The following is an 18926-nucleotide window of genomic DNA, read 5'->3' as shown; positions in this document are numbered from 1 at the left end:
TTATGGAATCCTGCCCGCTCTCTTCCGGATCAGGTCAACGATTTTCTCAACGATCGCCTTGCCCTCCCGTGCCTTCCGATAACCTTCGGCAAGCTTTTCCGCCTCCAGAGCAGTCCTCCCGGCCACTCGCCGGACCTCACCCAGAACAAACCGCCTCTTGATTTCGAGGCTGTCGGCCATGCGCTCCCAATGACGAACCTGAAGCCAGTCCGGTCTGTTCTCTCCTCCGATCTTCATGGCATACTTATCCGCCAGGTCCGGATAAACCTGTGTAGAAAGCAGGTCATAAAACGGAGCCAGTTGCGGCCCTTTTTCCAGGTGCAGAATGGCCAGATTCTTGGCGTGGGCGTCGGCGTTTCCAATAACGGTGTTAAAGACAATCCACGACAGCAGGGCTTTCATATCGGCCGCCGGTTGCACGCTTCTGGCGCGAACCAGGGAAGAACACTCCGCCAGGGACGGGCCGCCTTCCGCTTCGTATTTCTGGTCTGGAAGATAACCAAGCGCCTGGCAGAAATCCTCCTGGTGCAGTCTTGTTACGGTGCCGTCCGGCTCTTTGATCCGGTCGTAACGATCGACCACCAGAAGAATGTCCGCTTCCCGACGGATCGAGACGGCGGGAACCGGCAGGCCGATTTGGGCGGCAAGGGTCATGCAAAATGCTTCATTATCGACGGTACCTTCCAATCCCGGAATCGGCGGCTTCAGGATGTGCGTACTGGGGCTGCTTCCCGTGGCAATGGATATCCCTTCGCCGCTAATGAAAACGGGAAGCTTGCTCTGCGCGCCGGCGAGGGAAAGACGGATTCCCTTTTCGCCAGCCAACAGCGGTTTCCGAGGCAGTTCCTGGATGATCCGTTGCAACGCTCCGGCATCCAATTCCTCATACCCGGGAGCATCCGGAGGTTTTTCGCCTGAAGGCACGAGGGATACGGCCCCGGCACACTCCCCGCCGATTCTCTCCAAGAGGCCGTAATCATTTGCTTCCGAAATACCGAGTCGACGGGCAATCAGCCTGCGAATCTCTCCCTCCGGCAGGAGATTTGCGAAGAACGGCCTGCTCGCGTCATCGGCATAGACTTCTGTTCGAAGCGGCATAGACAGCGATATCGGAATTGCGAGAGGATCCCTGACCCAATCGTCTGCATACATGAATGCAAACCTGTGGCTCCCATCGAGCCAGAGCCGGCCGATCAGACGATTCCGGAAATAGACATCCAGGCCGGGTTCCCATTCAGGCATTGGTCCGTATCCTGTCCGTCAGATGGATCTCGATGCCAAGACAATGGAGCACCTGGAGGACCTTTCCAAGTTGCACCGTTTCTTTTCCGTTTTCGAGGTCGGAAAGAAACCGGTAATTCACGTTACAGAGCCCCGCGGCATCGACGAGAGTCAAGCCATCCCCCTTTCTTTTTTTCCGGATGGCAGCCCCAATATCGGCGGTGAACATTATAACAGTCTTCATAGACACCTCGCGCATGATTCCCGTACGGGAATATTTCATGGAGTGATGAGGCCTGTCAAGAGTAATATTCCCGTTCGGGAATTTATACCAGAATTCAGCCTGAAACAATGTAGAATATTCCCGATCGGGTATAATACTCTTGAATTGACACCAAACGACACCTCTGATGTCGAGGCGGTGGCGAGACGGAAACGGCGAGCGTCTGCTCCTGTCAAGCGACATTGGATTTTGATCCTCCATCGGCATCCGGTTTTGACCCATCCTCCCGCATAGAAGCTTTCTGTTCAGAACATTCCGAACCTGAAAATTCTTCAATACACGGCCTACCTCCTATTCACCCTGGTCTAAATTAAACCAGTTGACGGACCATTTTAGAGGTGCTATTTACGGGGAAAATAACGGACCACTCAGGAGGTTTCCATGAGTCCCAATGTGAAGTATTCGGAAGACATCGTGCCGATCAGCGATCTGAAGATGAATCCAGGTCGGATCGTCAACCAGGTGGACAAGACAAGCCGACCTGTCCTTCTGACCAGCCGCGGCAGGGGCATTGCCGTCGTCCAATCGCTCAAAGACTATGAAGCTCAATCCGAGGAACAGGCGTTTCTGCGAGGGGTTGTACAGGGCTTGATGGACCTGGAAGAAGGTCGGGAAATGAGCCTGGAAGATGTTAAGAAGCGCCTTGATCTTGGCAAATAACCATGCCGCACAAGAAACGAATCACCTTCGCTGCATCTGCGGTCAGGGATCTGGAATCCATTTCGTCCTGGTATACCAATCAACAAGTCCCCGCCGTGGGCGAAAAGCTTCTCAAGGAAATCATCTCAAAAATTGAGAGGCTTGCCGACTTCCCGGAGAGTGGTCGCATCGTACCGGAGTTTGGCATTGCCAACCTGAGGGAAATCGTCTTTCCACCTTTTCGAATTGTTTATCGCCTCGATGAAAACAGGGTAAGAGTTGTTCGCGTCTGGCGGAGCGAAAGGCTTCTCAAAATGCCTTAAAATGGATGACTAAAGTGTTGACCAAAACGTTGACCAAACACCCTCAAAAGAAAAGAGGGTCAACCCCTAACATGAGTCAACCCTCCGTTTTCATTCATGGTGCCGAAGGCGGGATTTGAACCCGCACGGGCGTGGCCCACTACCCCCTCAAGATAGCGTGTCTACCAGGTTCCACCACTTCGGCATGATTCGCATTTTCACTTCTTCTCCGGGCTGTTATCCCGCCCGGAGCCTTTGTTTGACAGGGTCGCAACACTACAGGGTCCGCCGGTTTTTGTCAACCCGAAAACCGGTTCGCGGACACGCAAGCCGGCTACTTCGCGGCCGGTGCAGACGCGGGCGGAGCCGCCGGTACTGCCGGTGCCTGGGCTCCCTGTGTCGCGGGCGGCGCCGGAAGCACCGGGGCCGGCTGGGCCTTCTCCGCGGCCGGCCGGGCACCCTTCACAACGGAAGTGGCTCCCTGAAAAGCCGGGTGGGAAAGCACGAGGGACGTCAGCATGAAGACGACGGCCACGGCGGTGGTCATCTTGCTCAGGAATGTCCCCGGCCCGCTGCTGCCGAAAACGGTCTGGCTGGACCCCCCGAAGGCGGCTCCCATGTTGGCTCCCTTCCCCGCCTGAAGAAGCACGACGGCGATGAGAACGAAGCACATCACGATGTGAATGACGCTGATCAAGGTCTGCACGGAAGAAAACTCCTTTTATCCTCTTTGATAACGCACGATCCGCGAGAAGGAATCGATATTCAGGCTCGCCCCCCCGACGAGGGCTCCGTTGATCTGCCTGCTTTCCATCAGCCGGTCGATGTTCTCCGGCGTGACGCTCCCGCCATAAAGAATCCTGAGACCGGCGGATTGTTCCTCGCCAAAAAGCGCCGCAACACGGCATCGAATGAAGGAGTGAACCTCCTCCGCCTGATCCGGAGTGGCCGTCCGCCCGGTTCCGATGGCCCATACGGGCTCATAGGCGACAACGCAACGGCCTATATCACCGGCTTCCAAATTCTTCAACCCCGCATTTATCTGCCCGACAATAACAGGGAACGCGTTCCCCGCCTCCCGCTGGGCCAGGGTCTCGCCGACGCACAGGATGGGGGTCAGTCCCGCCTTCAGGACCGCGATCAGTTTCCGGTTGATCCAGGCATCCTCTTCGCCGAAGAGCTTCCTCCGCTCTGAGTGGCCCACAATGACGTATCGGCAGCCCGCATCGGCCAGCATCGCGGCGGACACCTCCCCCGTGAAGGCGCCCTTCGGCTCATCACTGACGTTCTGGGCGCCCAGGCCGACGGGGGAACCCTCCAGTTCGCGGGAGACGGGCCAGAGGGCCGTGAAGGGCGGTGCAATGACGACATCCCGGTCCATCGGCTCCGGAAGCCGTTCCCGGAGCCGCCGGGCATACTCCACCGCCTCGCCCACGGTCATGTGCATCTTCCAGTTCCCGGCGATCAGCGGTCTCGGCATCCCATCCCTCACATTTTTTTACCGATGTAGACGGCCAGGTCCCGCATGCGGCAGGCATAGCCGCTTTCGTTGTCGTACCAGGAGAAGACCTTGACGAAGTTCCCGTCGACGACGTTCGTCAGCGGGGCATCCACGATGGACGAATAGGGGCTGCTGGTGAAGTCCACGGAGACAAGCTCTTCTTCGCAATAGAGCAGGATCCCCTTCAGCGGGCCCTCGGCGGCCTCCTTCAGGGCTCCGTTCACCTCGTTGACCGTGACGTTCCGTCCCAGCTCCGCCACGAAATCCACCACCGAGACGTTCGGCGTGGGAACGCGCATGGCCAGGCCGTCCATCTTGCCTTTCAGGTCCGGGATCACCTCGGTGACCGCCTTGGCGGCGCCGGTCGTCGTGGGCACGATGGACATGGCGGCCGCCCTGCCCCGCCGCAGGTCCTTGTGGGAGCCGTCCAGCAGGCGCTGGTCCATGGTGTAGGCATGGACCGTCGTCATGAGTCCCCGTTTGATCGTGAACCGGTCGTGGAGGACCTTCACCACGGGGGCCAGGCAGTTGGTCGTACAGGAGGCGTTGGAGATGATGTGGTGCTTCGCCGGATCGTAGGAGGCCTCGTTGACGCCCATGACGAAGGTTCCGTCGATCCCTTTGCCCGGAACGGCAAGGATGACCTTTTTCGCGCCCGCATCGAGATGCCCGGAGACCTCGTCCTTCTTGCGGAACTTGCCCGTCGACTCGAGAACGATGTCCACACCGAGCTCTTTCCAGGGAAGATCCGACAGAGGGGACGTTACGTTGGTGACAACGATCTTCCGGCCGTTGATCACCAGGTCTTTTCCATCCACAACAACATCGGCCCCGAACCTGCCGTGGACCGAATCGTACTTCAGGAGATGCGCCAGGTTTTCCGGCTTGGCCCGGGAGTTGATTGCTACGATTTCAATGTCGTCTTCATACCCGAGACAGGCCCGGACGAGGTAACGCCCGACCCTGCCGAATCCATTGATCGCTGCCTTTACCGCCATGATCGCTCCTCTCCAATCGTTCGTATTGCCCGGCAATCCGGATCGGGGCCAGGATTGCAGGCGTCCGGGTTTCCCAACGGCCCCTTCTCGCCCGGCGGGCGGATGATACCCGCCGGAGCGGGCCAAGTCAACCCGTTTCTTCCGGATTGGCAATCGAGCAAAATCAGGACAAATCTCCAAAGATTTCCGCAGAGAACACAAAAATGCGGGTCGATTCGTCCCGCCAGGCGTCGGCCGGAAGACCGGCTTTATGGCAGGTCTCCCTAAGGAATGTTTCCGTATCCCACCGGTACTCCACGGCCACCTGGGGCAAGAGCAGTCCGGACCTGGGTCCCCGAACGATGTAGAGCCCGTGGACCCCCACGCGGATCTCGCCGGCGTCGCGGATCTCCCGGAGCGGCGTCAGGACGGAGATCTCCACGGACAGGTCCTTCAACTCCTCCTTTTTGAGTGCGGGGAAGCGCGGGTCTTCAAAGGCCGCCGCCAGGGCCATCCGCTCGATCGTCTCGTGCAGGGGCTTGACCGGCTGGATGTAACCGATGCACCCCCGGAGCCGGCCCCGCTTCTTCAGGGTCACGAAGGCCCCCCGTTTCTCCCGGAGGATCGGGGTCGGCTGCTTCATCCCGGGCAGTTCTTTTCCCTCCAGTTCGGCCTTGATGGTCGAGAGGGCCAGATGGAGGAGATCCTTCTTTTCCTGCTCTGTCAGTTCCATGGTCTTCCCGCTTTCCGGGGATTCTCCAACAGCCCCTTCCATGATGGATCAGGAAGCGGCATAGAAGACCGCCGAGGCGTACCCGACCACCTCCCGCCGGTCTCCCGTCACATCCCCCGAATTGGCATATTTCAAAAGTTCTGCCCGTTCGGCCCCCAAGGCCCGGGCGGCCATCATCGTCGCCGCTGCCGGCCCGCCACCGCAGGCCTCGCAGCTCCGGCGGGCCAGATCCCTGAGGAGCCCGTCCGGGTTGAAGTTCTTCAGGTGTTCGAGCATGACGGAATCGAGACGGACGGCCTCGCTATGCGAATGAAAATGGGAGAGATCGGAGCTGCCGACAACCAGGGTCCGCCGGCCCGCGACGGCTCCGGCGATCACCTCCGCCAGCCGCCGGCACGTCCGCTCGTCCTGGGTGCCCATGACCAGCGGCACGAACGAGAACTCCCCGAGGGCCACCTGCAGAAAGGGAAGCTGGATTTCCAGGGAGTGTTCCCCGGCGTGTGCTGCGGGGATCTCGGCGACCGGCCCGTCCGCGTCCAGGACCGACTCCGCCAGTTCCTGGTCCACCGGTACCACCCCCAGGGGGGTCTCGTAACCGGCTCCCCGCCAAAGGGCGACACCGTCGAAGTGCATGCGATGGGAAGGGGAAATGACGATCACCTTTTCGTAGGGCGCATTCCGGATCAGTTTGTACGCGTGGGCCGCTACCTGGCCGGAATAGACGTATCCCGCGTGCGGGGCCACGAGGCCGACGATGCGGCCCGGGATCTCCCGTTCGGGTACGTTCCGGAAGTACGTCTCGATGTCTCCCCGCAGGGTCTCGGGCCGGCCGGGGTACCAGGAACCGGCCAGGATCGACCGCCGGACTTCCTTTTTCATGGCAATATCCTCCCGAAGGGACGGCTCCGGGCGCCGCCCCCGATCACCTGAGCCGCCAGACCACACCGTCGGGCGTGTCGGAGACCTCCACCCCCATCTCCAGGAGAAGCCCGCGGATCCGGTCCGCCTCCGCCCACTGCGAGGCCCTGCGCAGGGTCTCGCGCTCCTGGATCATCCGGTAGGCCTCCTCGGGGAGCAGCTCTTCCTCGTATTTCATGACCCCCAGAACGCCGTCCACCTTCCGGAGGACCTCCAGCACCCGGTCCCTCTCCTTTTCGGTCAGCAGCCCCTGGGAGAGGGGAATGTTCATCCGGCGGACGAACTCGAAGAGGACTGCCGTCGCGACGGAGATGTTCAGGTCGTCGTCCATGGCGGCGGCAAAGCCTTCCTTGATGTCGTAGATGTTCTGGTCCGTGTCCGGGAAACCCGCCCCCGGCGTGAACCGGAGGAGCCGCTGGATGAATCCGTCGAGGCGGCGTACGGTGTTCCGCGCCGTGTCGAGGGCTCCGTAGGAGAAATTCAGGGGCTTCCGGTAGTGGGAGCCAAGGAGGAAAAGCCGGATCTCCCGGCCGCCGTATCCCCGCGCCTCCAGCTCTTCGAGCGTCACGATGTTTCCCTGGGACCGGGACATCTTCTTCGCCTCCACCATCACCAGCTCCGTGTTCAGCCAGTAATTCGCCGGCGCCTTGCCCGTAAAGGCGCGGCCGATGGCGTAGACATTCTCGCAGTGGGGAAAGACAATGTCGGAGCCGCTGGCGTGGATATCGAAGGTCTCCGCCAGGTACTTCAGCGAGATCGCCGCACACTCCAGGTGCCAGCTGGGCCGGACGTTCCCCCAGCGGGTCTTGTAGTAGATCCCTCGTTTCAACTCGCCCAGGGTGGACCGCTTCAGGAGGGTGAAGTCCACCGGGCTGTCCTTCTCGTACTCGTCCAGGTCCACCGTCTTGCCCTGCTTGACCTTGCCCAGGTCGATGTTGGACAGGCGGCCGTAGGCATCGAGCTTGGAGATGTCGAAGTAGACGGAGCGCAGTTTTTCGTAGGCATATCCGCGCTCCACCAGCTTCTCGACGAGCTGGATCATGGCGTCCACGTTTTCGCTGGCCCTGGGGAAGGCCTCGTCGCGGGTGATCCCGAGCCGGTCGAGCCCCTGGAGAAACGCCTGCATGCACCGCTCCGTGTAGGTCGCCAGCTCCATGCCCGCCCGCTCGGCCCCCCGGATGGACCGGTCCGCCAGGTCCACGATGTTCATGACGTGCTTGACCTGGTACCCCTTGTACGCCAGGTAGCGGCGGATCAGATCGGAGACGACGAAGCGGCGGTAGCTCCCGATGTGGGGCACGTCGTGCACGGTGGGACCGCAGGAGTGCATCAGGACGAGGTCCGGCCGGATCGGCCGGAAGAATTCCTTCTCCCGTGTCAGGGTGTTGTAGAATTTCAGCGTCGTCTCTTCCCGGTCCACGAACAGGCTGGTGCTTAAATACCGCTCCCCCCCGTCGGGGACAATGACGACGACGACTCCCTCCTCCATCTCCCGGGCCTTTTCCAGGGCCACGAAAACGGCGGCGCCGGAGCTCATGCCGCAGAAGATCCCCTCTTCCCGGGCCAGCCGGCGGGCCGTCTCGAAGGCGTCCTCGTCGAGGATGTTTACCTTCTCGTCCAGCATCTTCCGGTCGTAGATGCCCGGCGTGTAGGACTCCTTCATGTTTTTGAGCCCCTGGATCTTGTGCTGGAGATAGGGTTCGACGCCGACGATGCGGACGGCGGGATTCAGCTCCTTGAGGCGCCGGGACAGCCCCATGGCCGTGCCGCTCGTCCCCAGGGTGCACACCACCGTTGTTACGGAACCCTCCGTCTGGCTCCAGATCTCTTCGGCGGTGCCCTGGTAGTGCGCCAGGATGTTGTCGGGATTGTTGAACTGGTCGGGGGCGTAATATTTGCCCGGGTTGTCGCGGACCATCTGGTAGCCCCGCTCGATGGCCCCGTCCGTCCCCAGGCCGGCCGGGGTGAACATCAGCTCGGCCCCCATGGCCTTGAGGATCCGCTTTCGCTCCTCGCTCACCGCCTCGGACATGACCAGGCAGATCCGGTAACCCTTGATGGCGGCGATCAGGGCCAGGCCGATCCCGGTGTTGCCGCTGGTGGCCTCGAGGATGATCTTGTCGCGGGTCAGCTCGCCGCGCCTCTCCGCCCCCTCGATCATGGCCAGGGCGGTGCGGTCCTTGATGGAGCCGCCGGGATTGAAACTCTCCAGTTTCGCCAGGATACGGACCCTGGGGTTGGGGTTCAGGCGCCGGATTTCGACGAGCGGAGTATTGCCGATGAGATTGAGAATGTCAGGATAGGATCGGTCCATGGGGATTTCCGGTGATGGCGATAGCGCCCGGACCGGCGGACGGCCCGGTGCGGGCGGGACTCTCAACTGTCGAGCTTCGGCACCGGGATCTTCAGGAATTCGATGCCCTCTTCCCGGAGGGTGTCCTCTTCCTGGGGGGTTGTGGTGCCCTTGATATTCCGCTTCTCCTCGTCGCCGTGATGGATCTTCAGGGCCACTTCCGCGAACCGGTTCCCCACGTCGTCGAAGTTCTTGTTGAGAAATTCATGAAACATGCGGAAGGCCTGCGCCGGTGTGATCTCCCGCGAGTCGCGTGTTTCCGGCCGTGATTCCTTCCCGACGAAGGCACGGCTGGACGGAACAATGGAGACCTCCACATCCCCGCAGACCGGGCAGGTGATGAAGTTCCCGTCTTTCTGCTTTTCGAAGGCCGTCCGGTCCTGGAACCAGCCTTCGAAGGTGTGGTTGTTTTTGCAGCGCAGGTCGTAAATGATCACGGTTGATTCCTAACTTACCGGGATTACCGGAATCCGGGCGGAAAAAAGGGGTGGACATTTATACCCGGATTGTATATGGTGCCGCCCGTGTCGGGATGTGGCCCAGCCTGGTAGGGCACTGCATTCGGGATGCAGGAGTCGCGCGTTCAAATCGCGCCATCCCGACCATTTCTTTTCTCTTCCTTCTCCTAACCCCCCACCACCGAGGCCATCTTGAAGATCGGCAGGTACATGGCGATGATCATGCCGCCGCACACCCCGCCGAGGAAGACCATCATGAAGGGCTCCAGGAGGGCGGTCAGGGCCTCCACCGCAGCATCGACCTCATCGTCGTAGAAATCCGCGATCTTTGCCAGCATCGTGTCGAGGGCGCCCGTCGCCTCTCCGACGGCGATCATCTGGACCACCATGGGCGGGAAGATGTTCGCCTCCTCCAGGGGCTCGGCGATGGTCTTGCCCTCGCTGATGCTGTGCCGGACCTTGACCAGGGCGTTTTCGATGATCTTGTTGCCCGCCGTCTTGCTCACGATGCTCAGGCCTTCCAGGATGGGCACACCGCTGGACATCATGGTGGAGAGCGTGCGGGTGAACTTGGCCACGGCTACCTTCTTGATCAGCGGTCCGAAGACGGGAGCCTTGAGAAGCATGGCGTCGATGGTGAGGGTCCCCTTCTCGGTTGCGTAGAACCGCTTGAAGGCGTATCCGATCGCCACGATGATCGCCACACCGACCCACCAATAGTTCTGGGTGAACTGGCTGGCGTTGACAAGAAACTGGGTCGGTCCGGGGAGTTCCCCCCCCATGCCCTCGAACATCTTCTGGAAGACCGGGATGACCTTGATGAGCAGAAGCGCCACGACGCCGACGGCGATGACGAGAACGGAGGCGGGGTACGTCATGGCCCCCTTCACCTTCGCCTTCAGCTTCATCGACTTTTCCATGTAACTCGAAAGCCGCTGGAGAATCACGTCGAGGATACCGCCGCTCTCCCCGGCCGCGACGAGGTTGACGAAGAGCTGGTCGAAAATTTCCGGGTATTTCTTCAGGGCGTCCGTCAGGGTCATGCCGCCCTCGATGTCCTCCTTGATGGCCCGGATGATCGTCTGGAAGGTCTTGTTCGCCTCCTGCTGCGCCAGAAGATCGAGGCACTGCATCAGCGGAAGGCCGGCATTGATCATGGTGGCGAAGATCCGGCAGAAGACCACGACCTCCTTTTCCTTCACCTTCTGTTTCAGGAAAGGCAGGTACTCCAGCAGGTCCTTGGGCTTCGCCTTGACGGTAATGGACTTGAAGCCCTGGCGCCGCAGCAGGGTTCGGACAGCCGCCGGATCGACCGCTTCCAGTTCCCCCTTCTTGACGGCACCCGCCCTGGTCGTCCCCTCCCAAACATACGCAGGCATAGTCCCTTCCTTTCTTCAGATGGTTGGTGTACCGACCTGCCTCCGGCAGGGATTCCGCCGGCGCGAGACCTCGTACAGTAAGATCCCCGCCGCCACGGAAACATTCAACGAATCGAAGTCCCCCGTCATGGGTATCGACAGCAGGAAGTCGCATTTCCTGCGAATCAGGGGCCGCAGTCCCGATCCTTCACTTCCCATGACTACTGCCGCATCCCCTTCAAAGGACGCGGCATCCAGCTCTCTGCCGCCCGTTGCATCCGTCCCGTAGATCCAGAAGCCCATCTCCTTGAGGGCATCCAGGACCTGGGCCAGGTTCCCGATGCGGGCCACGCGAATTCTCCCCGCCGCCCCGGCGGATGCCTTCATCACCGCCGGCGTGACCGGCGCCGCCCGATGCTCCGGGATCACGATGCCGGAAGCCCCGAAACAGCAGGCCGTCCGGATGATGGCGCCCAGGTTCTGGGGGTCGGTGATGCCGTCCAGAACCACCACGAGCCGGTGTCCCCGGTTGTCTTCCCCTCCGGCCGCCTCCTCCAGGGAGGCGTATCGAAAAGGGCGGCACAGGGCCGCCACGCCCTGATGGCCTGTCCGTCCCGCGAGCCGGTCGAGCTCCTGCCGATCCGCAAAACCCGTTGCGATGCCGCGCTCTCTTGTCAGCTTCAGCACCGGCTCCACAGCCTTTGCACCGCGGCCTTTCGCGATCAGGACCCGCTCGATGGCCGGCTCCCCGGAGCGAAGCGCTTCCAGGACGGGATTCACCCCGTAAATCACCTCGATGTCCCGCGGCAGCGCCATCCCCGCTCCAAATCCGGCATGCTCTACGCCGGCCGTTTCGACAACCCCTCCCCGATCTGCTGGACGATTCGATCCGCCTCGGCGGCCGGGTCCCGGGCCAGCCGGATGGGCCTCCCGACGACGACAAAGTCGGCTCCCGCCCGGACGGCCTCCTCCGCGGACCAGGCACGCTTCTGGTCGTCCCCGGAAACCGCGTCGGCCCCCCGGATTCCCGGGGTGACAATGACAAAATCCTTTCCACAGGCCTTCCGGATCGCCGCCGCATCGTGGGGCGACGCCACCACGCCGCCCGCCCCGGCATCCCGGGCCATCCCGGCCAGGCGGAGAACCATGCCCTCCACGCCGAGGGAGAAGCCGATCTCCTCGAGGTCCTTCCCGTCCAGGCTCGTCAGTACCGTCACCGCGAGGACGACCGGGGGATCCTCTCCCCGCTCGCCGGACCAGCGGCGGACGGCCTCCGCGGCATCGGCGATCATCCGCCTGCCCCCGGAGGCGTGGACGTTGAACATGGACACTCCCAGGCCGCAGGCCGCTTCGGCCGCCCGGGCCACCGTATTGGGGATGTCGTGGAACTTCAGATCCAGAAAGACCTCCGCCCCCTCCTGCCGGATCCGGTGGACAATCTCCGGCCCCAGGGACGTGAAGGCCTCCTTGCCGACCTTGAACAGGCCCACGTGGTCCCGGAGACGGCGGACCCACGACAGGGCCTCGTCGATCCCGTCTCCGACGTCGAGGGCAAAGATCAGCCGGCGCCTTGCCGGGTCACTCGGAGTAGTCGTCATCTCCGATAAATTCCGTCTGGTGATCCATCGGGATCTTGAAAGATTCCTTCAGGGCCTGCATCAATTCCGGGTGGGCGAACATCACCTTGCCCGCCGCAATCTCCCGCAGGGCCGCCACGATCTCCCGGTTGTTGCGGATGTCCGCCAGCGGCGCGGAGCCCTTCAGGAGCTGCCGGGAGCGCTTCGCCGCCAGGATCACCAGGGCGAACCGGTTGCCGGCGTTCTGAAGCGCGTCTTCAACGGTTATTCTTGCCATGAATCTCTATTTCCTCCGTTATTCTGGGATGAGTTTTTCAATTCTGCCGGTCCAGCGGGCCGTCCGGCACTGCTCGGCCCTGTAGATGGACCGGATGTTCTCCACCGCGTTTTCCACCAGGTCGTTGCAGACGACGTAATCATAGCCGTATGCCTCCCGGATCTCTTCGACGGCACGGCTGAACCGCCGCTCCATCGTTTCCCTTGCTTCGCTTCCCCTCCGGGAGAGGCGTGACCGCAATGCGTCCAAATCCGGCGGCAGAATGAAGACATAGATACCACCGGGGAAGTTTTTTTTCAATGCCCGAGCCCCACGGGTGTCGACGTCCAGCAGGAGGTCTTCCCCCTTCTCCAGAAACTCCCGCATCGTCTTCGCCGATGTGCCGTAAAGGTTGCCGTAGTTCTCCTCCCACTCGGCGAACTCACCCTCGGCGATGCGGCGCCGGAATTCCTCCTCCGGGATGAAATGGTAGTCCCTGCCGTCCACCTCGCCCCGGCGGGGCGGACGGGTCGTATAGGACACGGAAAAGCGCACCCCCGGGGTCTGCTTCAGGAATTCCCGGCAGACCGTCGTCTTCCCCGCTCCCGAGGGGGCGGAGACCACCAGGAAGATCCCGGATGTCCCGGTCCCGTCACTCAATGTTCTGCACCTGCTCCCGGATCTTCGCCAGCTCCGTCTTGATCTCGATGACCTGCCGGGCGATCTCCGAATCGCCGCTCTTGGAGCCGATCGTGTTGGCCTCCCGGTTCATCTCCTGGATCAGGAAGTCGATCTTGCGGCCCACGGCATCGCCCGCGGCCAGCATCTCCCGGAACTGGTCCATGTGGCCGCGGAAGCGGACGATCTCCTCGGTGATGTCGGTCTTCTCCGCCAGGATGGCCACCTCCTGCACCAGGCGGGCCTCATCGGTGATGACCCCTCCCGCCAGCTCGCGAACCCTCTCGGAGAGCCGTTTCTGGTATTCCGCGACCAGGACGGGCCCCTTGGCGGCAATGGTGTCCAGCCAGCCGGCCAGCAGTTCGAGCCGGTTTCTCAGGTCGCTGCAGAGGATCTCTCCCTCCCGGTCGCGCATCTCCAGCGTCGAGGCGACCGCCTTTTCCACCACCTCCGACACGGCTTCCCCCGCCTCGGTCCAGGCATCCGTGTCGTCCTCCCGCGTGAAGGCGTCCCGGAACGAGGCGATCATCTCCAGCGTCACCGGCCCCTCCAGGCCCATCTTCTCCCGGATCTCCTCCAGCATGCGCCGGTAGCCCTGCACGGCGGGCCAATTGACCCGCAGGTTTCCGTTTTCGGGATCCGTCTCCCCGTTCACCCGGATCGTGACCTCGACCCGTCCCCGGACGAAGCGCTCGCCGACCTTGCGCCGGATCTCCAGTTCCAGGGCCGACAGGGCCGAGGGGAAACGGACCGTCACCTCCAGGTAGCGGTGATTCAGGGACTTGATCTCCGCCGTGATCTTTCGGCCGCCGCGGACGATTTCCGCCCGGCCGTACCCCGTCATGCTTCGAATCATGAGGATGCTCCCATCTGTTTAAGTTGCAGGACATACCGCTCGCGGAGGGTCCGGAACATCTCCCGGGTCTCCTCCGACGCGTAGTCCGGATACGTCCAGGGCAGGGTCTGGAACCGGCGGTCCCGGTACATCAGGGTCAGGTCGGCGTAAACGCCGTCCCGCAGGTAAGGCCGGTGCGTGTAGCCCTTACAGGTGGCCAGGATCAGGTGCGCCAGCGAGATGTATCCCGGATCGATGTTGACGGTTCGCCGGTCTCCCTCGGCCAGCCGCTCCTCCAGGGAGTTGGACCGGAGCTTGACATCCGGAAGGCTCTCCGGGGCAGCCAGGCGCTCAAAGGATACGAAGCGCCTCTTGAGGGGCGACCCGAATTCCTCCTGGTAATATTCGGTAAACGAGAAGGTATGGCAGGGTCCGATGAAATCGGGAGTGCCGCAGACCTCGGCGAGGCCCCGGATCGCCTCCGCGATCCTCTCGTCCTGCGTGGAGAAAAAGCTCGCCACCAGCTTCACCGGTTCCGCGCTCCTGGGCCGGCTCATAGGACTCTTTTCAGCTCCTGCTGGGAGACCGTGGCGGTTCCGACCTTGCCGACCACGATTCCAGCCGCATAATTCGCCAGGAAGGCCGCTTCCCTGAAGGTGGCCCCCGAGGCCACGGCCAGGGCGAACACGCCGATGACCGTATCTCCCGCACCCGTCACGTCGAAGACTTCCTTGGCCTGGGTCGGGAAAAACGTGTGGCGAATCCGGCCGTCCCGCTCAAAGAGGCTCATCCCCGCCTCGCCCCGGGTTACGAGAAGCGCCTGGAAACCGTAGCGCTCCAGCAGGGCGTTGCCCACGTTCACGAGATCGGAGCCGTGGATATGCTCGGTCCCGAAGGCACGGGCGGCCTCATGATGATTCGGCGTGATCACGTCGAAGCCCCGGTAGAGGCTGAAATCGTTCTGCTTTGGATCCACGCAGACCACTGTGTGTCCGCCCGCGAGGGCCTGCCGGATGCCGTCCAGGAGCTCCCTGGTCACGACTCCCTTGTTGTAGTCGGAAATGACGACCGCCCCCAGCTCTCCGCGGAGGCTCCGGATATAGGAAAGAATCCGCTCGATGCTGGCCGCCGCCACGGACCGTCGACTCTCCCGGTCGAAACGCACCACCTGCTGGGAATGGGCCACGATCCGCGTCTTCAGCGTCGTCGGCCGCTCGTCTTCCTGGACGACACCGCCGATATCGATCCCTCGCTTCCGGAATTCATCCACCACCCGGTCGCCCATGGGATCCCTGCCGACCACGCCGGCACCGAATACCTGCCCCCCCATGGCATAAACGTTGTTCAGGACGTTGGCGCATCCCCCCAGGAGAAGGTTGTCCGACTGGACCTCCACGACCGGCACGGGGGCCTCCGGGGAGATGCGGGACACGCGCCCCCAGATGAAATGGTCCACCATGATGTCGCCCACCACCAGGACTTTCGCCCTGGGGAAGCCCTCGATGATCGATACCGCCCTTTTTTTCGTCAGGATGCCCTTCACACTGAACCTCGGGAATCGCCGGGAACTGCGCCGGCCCGGCTTGAACCGACGGATGCTATGTTTCCGGAGCCGGTTTGTCAATTCTTTTATTCTGTTCCATGGTTTCCGCCGACGGTTCCCGGCCGCAAAACCAATTCCGTATTGACTTCACAATGGGAGTAGGTCATAATGCTAAAGTATTCGAGTAATAAAATCAAGTAAATACACATCTTCTTCAAACGGGATCCTTGCAGACCATGACCTCCAACATCTTGCGTTCCGCAATCCTTGTAGCACTCGGCGTTGCCGTAACCGGGTTTTTCTCCACCTGTGCCGTCGTCTTCTCCCTGCTGTCACCGGGAGAGAACATGGTCCACCGCCTGGCCCGGATGTGGTCCCGGACGCTCCTGGCCATGTCCAGCGTCAAGGTCCGGATCATCGGTACGGAAAACGTTCTCGAGGACAGGCCGCAGATTTTCATGGCCAACCACCAGAGCGACTACGACATCTTCGTCGTCCTCGGCCACATCCCAAGCCAGTTCCGCTGGATCGCCAAGAAAGAGCTCTTCAAGATCCCCGTCTTCGGCAAGGCCATGCGCAACGCCGGTTACATCGAGATCGACCGCCAACACCACGAAAAGGCCCTGCGCAGTATCGACGAGGCGGCGGAAAAGATTCGGGAGGGGAAATCGGTCATGTCGTTCCCGGAAGGGACCCGCAGCCGGGACATGACGCTCAAGCCCTTCAAGCAGGGGGCGTTCCACCTGGCCATCCGGTCGGGCGTCCCGATCATCCCCGTCTCCCTGGTCGGCACGGGCCGTGTCATGCAGAAGCGGTCCCTGCAGATCAACCCGGGAAACGTCATCATGGTGATCGACAAGCCCATTGAAACAAAGGACTACACCATCGAGACCCGGCACGAACTCATCGAGCGGGTCCGGAACACGATCCTGCGCAACTACGAAACCTACAACGCCTCCGAGGACACGACGAGGGGGGCGGCCTGAATCCATGACGGGCAAAGCTCGGGATAACAACCGCAGAAAGAGGGAAATCTTAGGCGTTGTCGGCCTCGCCCTTTCGTTCTTTCTCTTTCTTTCGCTCATCTCCTATTCCCCGGCGGACCCATCCCTGACCCAGTACGTATCGGACGATCCGGCGGTGCGGAACATATTCGGGGCCGCCGGCTCCTATACCGCCGATGCCCTCATCCGTCTCCTGGGATTCGGGGCCTTCCTGATCCCCATCCTGGCGCTCGTCGCCTCGTTCCGGTTCTTCCTGGATGAAGCCTTCCGGATCCGGGCCGTTCCGGCCCTGGGGGCGGCGGCCCTGCTCCTGGTTTGCTCCGGCCTCTCGAGCCTGCTCCTGTCGAAGATCAGCGTCTTCGGCATAAGGCTGCAGGCCGGCGGCCTCCTGGGAGGAGTCCTCACGGATGTCCTGATTTCGGTGCTCAACCGGGCGGGAACGTTCCTTCTCTATCTTTTGGTTCTCCTCATTTCCCTGATGGTCGTCGCGGACGTCTCCGTGGCGACCCTCTGGCGAGGCCTGAAATCCGCCTCCCTGGCCGTGTGGAACATCCTGCGCCGCACCGGCCGGGAAACGTCCGCCTCCCCCGTGGTGAAGGAAGCGGAGCCCGTTGAAGAAAAGAAGGTCAGCGACCTGCCGGAGCCGATCATCGAAGCGCCGCTGCCGGCGGAAAAACCGAAGCAGAAAAAGACCGAGCAGACCCATTTCGATTTTCTCGAACGGGTGGGAGACTACCAGCTTCCCCCGCTCTCCCTCCTCGACCAGGCGGACAAGCGGGACTCCCGGGTCAAGCGGGACAGCCTGATCGCCAACGCCCGGATCCTCGAAAAGAAGCTGGCCGACTTCGGCGTCGAGGGCCGCGTCGTGGAGGTGAAGCCGGGGCCGGTCGTCACGATGTACGAGCTGGAGCCCGCACCCGGGGTGAAGATCAACCGGATCACCAACCTGACCGACGACCTGGCGCTGGCACTCCGGGCCCCCAGCATCCGCATCATCGCGCCCATTCCCGGCAAGGGGGCCATCGGCATCGAGATCCCGAACCACGAGCGGGAACCGGTCCGCCTCCGGAACGTGCTGGACACGGAGGCTTTCCGGGAGGCGAAGCTCCGCCTGCCCATCGCCCTCGGGGATGACATCGTCGGCGCCCCCGTTATGGCCGACCTGGCCCGGATGCCCCACCTCCTCATCGCCGGCACGACGGGCTCCGGGAAGAGCGTCTCGCTGAACGCCATGATCTGCAGCATCCTCTTCCGGGCGACCCCCGACGAGGTCAAGTTCCTCCTGATCGACCCGAAGCGCCTGGAGCTGTCGGCCTACGAGGGGATCCCCCACCTGCTCCACCCCGTCGTGGTGGACCCGAAGAAGGCGTCCATGGTCCTGAAGTGGGCCGTCGAGGAGATGGAGCGGCGCTACCGCGTCATGGGCGAAGTGGGCGCCAAGGGCGTGGACGGCTACAACCGGATGATCGAGAAGGCAAAGAACGAGAAGGCGAAGCGGCAGGCCTTCGGGCTGGAGTCCGCCAAGGCAAAGCCGGAAGCCGCTCCCGAGATGGAGGAAGCCATGCCCCCGGAGGCGGAGGGCCAGGCCCTGGCCGCCATCGCGAAGGCCCCGGAGGAGCACGTCCGCCTCTCCTACATCGTCATCGTCATTGACGAGCTTGCGGACCTGATGATGGTGGCCCAGCGATACGTGGAGGAATCGCTGGCCCGGCTGGCCCAGATGGCCCGCGCCGCCGGCATCCACCTGATCCTGGCCACCCAGCGGCCCTCGGTGGACGTCATCACCGGCGTCATCAAAGCCAACTTCCCCACGCGCATCTCCTTCCAGGTCTCCTCGAAGGTGGACTCCAGGACGATCCTCGACCAGCTCGGAGCGGAGAGCCTGCTCGGGGCCGGCGACATGCTCTTCATGCCGCCGGGGACCTCCAAGCTGGCCCGCATCCACGGACCCTTTGTCTCGGAGAAGGAGATCGACCGCATCGTCATGTTCATCAAGAAGCAGGGGCAGCCCAGCTTCGATCCCTCCATCACGGAATACCGGCCCGAGACGTCCTCCGTCGAGAGCGACGAGGACGTGGACGAGAAGTACGACGAGGCGGTGGCCCTCGTGGCGGACCTCGGGCAGGCCTCGATCTCCCTGGTCCAGCGCTACCTGAAGGTGGGCTACAACCGGGCCGCCCGGATGATCGAGCGCATGGAGGCCGAAGGCATCGTGGGACCCGCCGACGGCGCCAAGCCCCGCAAGGTCCTCGTCAAGAAGCTCTAACAATCAAGACGGATTCTCTTGCCC

21 protein-coding genes, 2 tRNA genes and 1 pseudogene are annotated in these 18926 nt (G+C 62.3%); 5 read left to right on the top strand and 19 right to left on the bottom strand.

Annotation, left to right across the window (positions count from 1 at the left end; all coding sequences use genetic code 11):
- The 3 genes and pseudogenes from PLO63_11305 to PLO63_11295 form a co-directional block, all read right to left on the bottom strand.
- Positions 1 to 825 carry a type II toxin-antitoxin system HipA family toxin gene (locus tag PLO63_11305; GenBank protein HOI74720.1) on the bottom strand — a complete coding sequence of 275 codons (825 nt, stop codon included), beginning with the start codon at positions 823 to 825 and terminating at the stop codon, positions 1 to 3.
- Positions 826 to 933: 108 nt separating this feature from the next.
- Positions 934 to 1242: pseudogene (locus tag PLO63_11300) on the bottom strand (HipA N-terminal domain-containing protein).
- Positions 1235 to 1780, bottom strand: coding sequence for a helix-turn-helix transcriptional regulator (locus tag PLO63_11295; GenBank protein ID HOI74719.1), 546 nt, complete (start codon positions 1778 to 1780; stop codon positions 1235 to 1237). The pseudogene PLO63_11300 and the gene PLO63_11295 overlap by 8 nt, the downstream one beginning before the upstream one ends.
- 105 nt (positions 1781 to 1885) lie before the next feature.
- Here PLO63_11295 and PLO63_11290 point away from each other — a divergent pair, with 105 nt between their 5' ends.
- Together PLO63_11290 and PLO63_11285 are read left to right on the top strand one after the other, a co-directional pair.
- Positions 1886 to 2164: a type II toxin-antitoxin system Phd/YefM family antitoxin gene (locus PLO63_11290; protein HOI74718.1), complete on the top strand. Its 279-nt coding sequence runs from the start codon at positions 1886 to 1888 to the stop codon at positions 2162 to 2164.
- Positions 2165 to 2166: 2 nt separating this feature from the next.
- Positions 2167 to 2466: a type II toxin-antitoxin system RelE/ParE family toxin gene (locus PLO63_11285; GenBank protein HOI74717.1), complete on the top strand. Its 300-nt coding sequence runs from the start codon at positions 2167 to 2169 to the stop codon at positions 2464 to 2466.
- Between the two features lie 97 nt (positions 2467 to 2563).
- Here PLO63_11285 and PLO63_11280 read toward each other — a convergent pair.
- From PLO63_11280 to PLO63_11245, 8 genes are all read right to left on the bottom strand, one after another.
- Positions 2564 to 2650 (bottom strand) — tRNA-Leu (locus PLO63_11280).
- Positions 2651 to 2779: 129 nt separating this feature from the next.
- Positions 2780 to 3151 carry a preprotein translocase subunit SecG gene (gene secG / locus PLO63_11275; protein HOI74716.1) on the bottom strand — a complete coding sequence of 124 codons (372 nt, stop codon included), beginning with the start codon at positions 3149 to 3151 and terminating at the stop codon, positions 2780 to 2782.
- A gap of 15 nt (positions 3152 to 3166) precedes the next feature.
- A complete protein-coding gene (tpiA, locus tag PLO63_11270; GenBank protein HOI74715.1) occupies positions 3167 to 3925 on the bottom strand; it encodes a triose-phosphate isomerase in 759 nt (252 codons plus the stop codon).
- Between the two features lie 8 nt (positions 3926 to 3933).
- Positions 3934 to 4944, bottom strand: coding sequence for a type I glyceraldehyde-3-phosphate dehydrogenase (gene gap, locus PLO63_11265; GenBank protein ID HOI74714.1), 1011 nt, complete (start codon positions 4942 to 4944; stop codon positions 3934 to 3936).
- Positions 4945 to 5107: 163 nt separating this feature from the next.
- On the bottom strand, positions 5108 to 5656 hold the full coding sequence (gene amrA / locus PLO63_11260; GenBank protein ID HOI74713.1) for an AmmeMemoRadiSam system protein A: 549 nt from the start codon (positions 5654 to 5656) through the stop codon (positions 5108 to 5110).
- A 48-nt stretch (positions 5657 to 5704) separates the two neighbouring features.
- Positions 5705 to 6535: an AmmeMemoRadiSam system protein B gene (amrB, locus tag PLO63_11255; GenBank protein HOI74712.1), complete on the bottom strand. Its 831-nt coding sequence runs from the start codon at positions 6533 to 6535 to the stop codon at positions 5705 to 5707.
- 43 nt (positions 6536 to 6578) lie between these two features.
- Positions 6579 to 8888 carry a cysteine--tRNA ligase gene (gene cysS, locus PLO63_11250; protein ID HOI74711.1) on the bottom strand — a complete coding sequence of 770 codons (2310 nt, stop codon included), beginning with the start codon at positions 8886 to 8888 and terminating at the stop codon, positions 6579 to 6581.
- 62 nt (positions 8889 to 8950) lie between these two features.
- The gene (locus PLO63_11245) at positions 8951 to 9364 is read right to left on the bottom strand and encodes a DUF1178 family protein (protein HOI74710.1); all 414 of its coding nucleotides are present in this window, start codon (positions 9362 to 9364) and stop codon (positions 8951 to 8953) included.
- A gap of 91 nt (positions 9365 to 9455) precedes the next feature.
- Here PLO63_11245 and PLO63_11240 point away from each other — a divergent pair.
- A tRNA-Pro gene (locus PLO63_11240) sits at positions 9456 to 9532 on the top strand.
- A 20-nt stretch (positions 9533 to 9552) separates the two neighbouring features.
- Here PLO63_11240 and PLO63_11235 read toward each other — a convergent pair.
- Genes PLO63_11235 through rfaE1 form a run of 8 tightly spaced genes read right to left on the bottom strand, consistent with a single transcriptional unit; the run spans position 9553 to position 15632 of the window.
- Complete coding sequence (locus PLO63_11235; protein ID HOI74709.1) at positions 9553 to 10764, bottom strand: type II secretion system F family protein; 1212 nt, start codon at positions 10762 to 10764, stop codon at positions 9553 to 9555.
- 15 nt (positions 10765 to 10779) lie between these two features.
- A complete protein-coding gene (gene rlmB / locus PLO63_11230) occupies positions 10780 to 11559 on the bottom strand; it encodes a 23S rRNA (guanosine(2251)-2'-O)-methyltransferase RlmB (GenBank protein HOI74708.1) in 780 nt (259 codons plus the stop codon).
- Positions 11560 to 11582: 23 nt separating this feature from the next.
- Positions 11583 to 12341 carry an orotidine-5'-phosphate decarboxylase gene (pyrF, locus tag PLO63_11225; GenBank protein ID HOI74707.1) on the bottom strand — a complete coding sequence of 253 codons (759 nt, stop codon included), beginning with the start codon at positions 12339 to 12341 and terminating at the stop codon, positions 11583 to 11585.
- Positions 12322 to 12597, bottom strand: a complete 276-nt coding sequence (gene rpoZ, locus PLO63_11220; protein ID HOI74706.1) for a DNA-directed RNA polymerase subunit omega — start codon at positions 12595 to 12597, stop codon at positions 12322 to 12324. The genes pyrF and rpoZ overlap by 20 nt, the downstream gene beginning before the upstream one ends.
- A gap of 18 nt (positions 12598 to 12615) precedes the next feature.
- On the bottom strand, positions 12616 to 13236 hold the full coding sequence (gene gmk / locus PLO63_11215; GenBank protein ID HOI74705.1) for a guanylate kinase: 621 nt from the start codon (positions 13234 to 13236) through the stop codon (positions 12616 to 12618).
- Positions 13229 to 14110 (bottom strand): YicC family protein, encoded by an 882-nt coding sequence (locus tag PLO63_11210; protein HOI74704.1) that lies wholly within the window; start codon positions 14108 to 14110, stop codon positions 13229 to 13231. The genes gmk and PLO63_11210 overlap by 8 nt, the downstream gene beginning before the upstream one ends.
- Positions 14107 to 14646, bottom strand: coding sequence for a DUF4416 family protein (locus PLO63_11205; protein ID HOI74703.1), 540 nt, complete (start codon positions 14644 to 14646; stop codon positions 14107 to 14109). Before PLO63_11205 ends, PLO63_11210 begins: the two co-directional genes overlap by 4 nt.
- The gene (gene rfaE1 / locus PLO63_11200) at positions 14643 to 15632 is read right to left on the bottom strand and encodes a D-glycero-beta-D-manno-heptose-7-phosphate kinase (protein HOI74702.1); all 990 of its coding nucleotides are present in this window, start codon (positions 15630 to 15632) and stop codon (positions 14643 to 14645) included. Before rfaE1 ends, PLO63_11205 begins: the two co-directional genes overlap by 4 nt.
- Before the next feature lie 236 nt (positions 15633 to 15868).
- Between rfaE1 and PLO63_11195 the strand changes: the two genes are divergently transcribed.
- On the top strand, positions 15869 to 16618 hold the full coding sequence (locus PLO63_11195) for a lysophospholipid acyltransferase family protein (GenBank protein HOI74701.1): 750 nt from the start codon (positions 15869 to 15871) through the stop codon (positions 16616 to 16618).
- A 4-nt stretch (positions 16619 to 16622) separates the two neighbouring features.
- On the top strand, positions 16623 to 18902 hold the full coding sequence (locus tag PLO63_11190; GenBank protein ID HOI74700.1) for a DNA translocase FtsK 4TM domain-containing protein: 2280 nt from the start codon (positions 16623 to 16625) through the stop codon (positions 18900 to 18902).
- The last annotated feature ends 24 nt before the right edge of the window (positions 18903 to 18926 follow it).

This window comes from Syntrophales bacterium (assembly GCA_035363115.1).
Lineage (GTDB): Bacteria > Desulfobacterota > Syntrophia > Syntrophales > PHBD01 > PHBD01.
The sequence above is the reverse complement of the archived record's forward strand: the minus strand, read 5'-3'. Positions and strand labels throughout refer to the sequence as shown.

What these genes read in the sequence shown, in the direction of transcription:
- PLO63_11290 (HOI74718.1), top strand. Translation starts at nt 1,886, where the DNA reads ATGAGTCCCAATGTGAAGTATTCGGAAGACATCGTGCCGATCAGCGAT.
- PLO63_11285 (HOI74717.1), top strand. Translation starts at nt 2,167, where the DNA reads ATGCCGCACAAGAAACGAATCACCTTCGCTGCATCTGCGGTCAGGGAT.
- tpiA (HOI74715.1), bottom strand. Translation starts at nt 3,925, where the DNA reads ATGCCGAGACCGCTGATCGCCGGGAACTGGAAGATGCACATGACCGTG.
- gap (HOI74714.1), bottom strand. Translation starts at nt 4,944, where the DNA reads ATGGCGGTAAAGGCAGCGATCAATGGATTCGGCAGGGTCGGGCGTTAC.
- amrA (HOI74713.1), bottom strand. Translation starts at nt 5,656, where the DNA reads ATGGAACTGACAGAGCAGGAAAAGAAGGATCTCCTCCATCTGGCCCTC.
- amrB (HOI74712.1), bottom strand. Translation starts at nt 6,535, where the DNA reads ATGAAAAAGGAAGTCCGGCGGTCGATCCTGGCCGGTTCCTGGTACCCC.
- cysS (HOI74711.1), bottom strand. Translation starts at nt 8,888, where the DNA reads ATGGACCGATCCTATCCTGACATTCTCAATCTCATCGGCAATACTCCG.
- PLO63_11235 (HOI74709.1), bottom strand. Translation starts at nt 10,764, where the DNA reads ATGCCTGCGTATGTTTGGGAGGGGACGACCAGGGCGGGTGCCGTCAAG.
- rlmB (HOI74708.1), bottom strand. Translation starts at nt 11,559, where the DNA reads ATGGCGCTGCCGCGGGACATCGAGGTGATTTACGGGGTGAATCCCGTC.
- pyrF (HOI74707.1), bottom strand. Translation starts at nt 12,341, where the DNA reads ATGACGACTACTCCGAGTGACCCGGCAAGGCGCCGGCTGATCTTTGCC.
- rpoZ (HOI74706.1), bottom strand. Translation starts at nt 12,597, where the DNA reads ATGGCAAGAATAACCGTTGAAGACGCGCTTCAGAACGCCGGCAACCGG.
- PLO63_11210 (HOI74704.1), bottom strand. Translation starts at nt 14,110, where the DNA reads ATGATTCGAAGCATGACGGGGTACGGCCGGGCGGAAATCGTCCGCGGC.
- PLO63_11205 (HOI74703.1), bottom strand. Translation starts at nt 14,646, where the DNA reads ATGAGCCGGCCCAGGAGCGCGGAACCGGTGAAGCTGGTGGCGAGCTTT.
- PLO63_11195 (HOI74701.1), top strand. Translation starts at nt 15,869, where the DNA reads ATGACCTCCAACATCTTGCGTTCCGCAATCCTTGTAGCACTCGGCGTT.
- PLO63_11190 (HOI74700.1), top strand. Translation starts at nt 16,623, where the DNA reads ATGACGGGCAAAGCTCGGGATAACAACCGCAGAAAGAGGGAAATCTTA.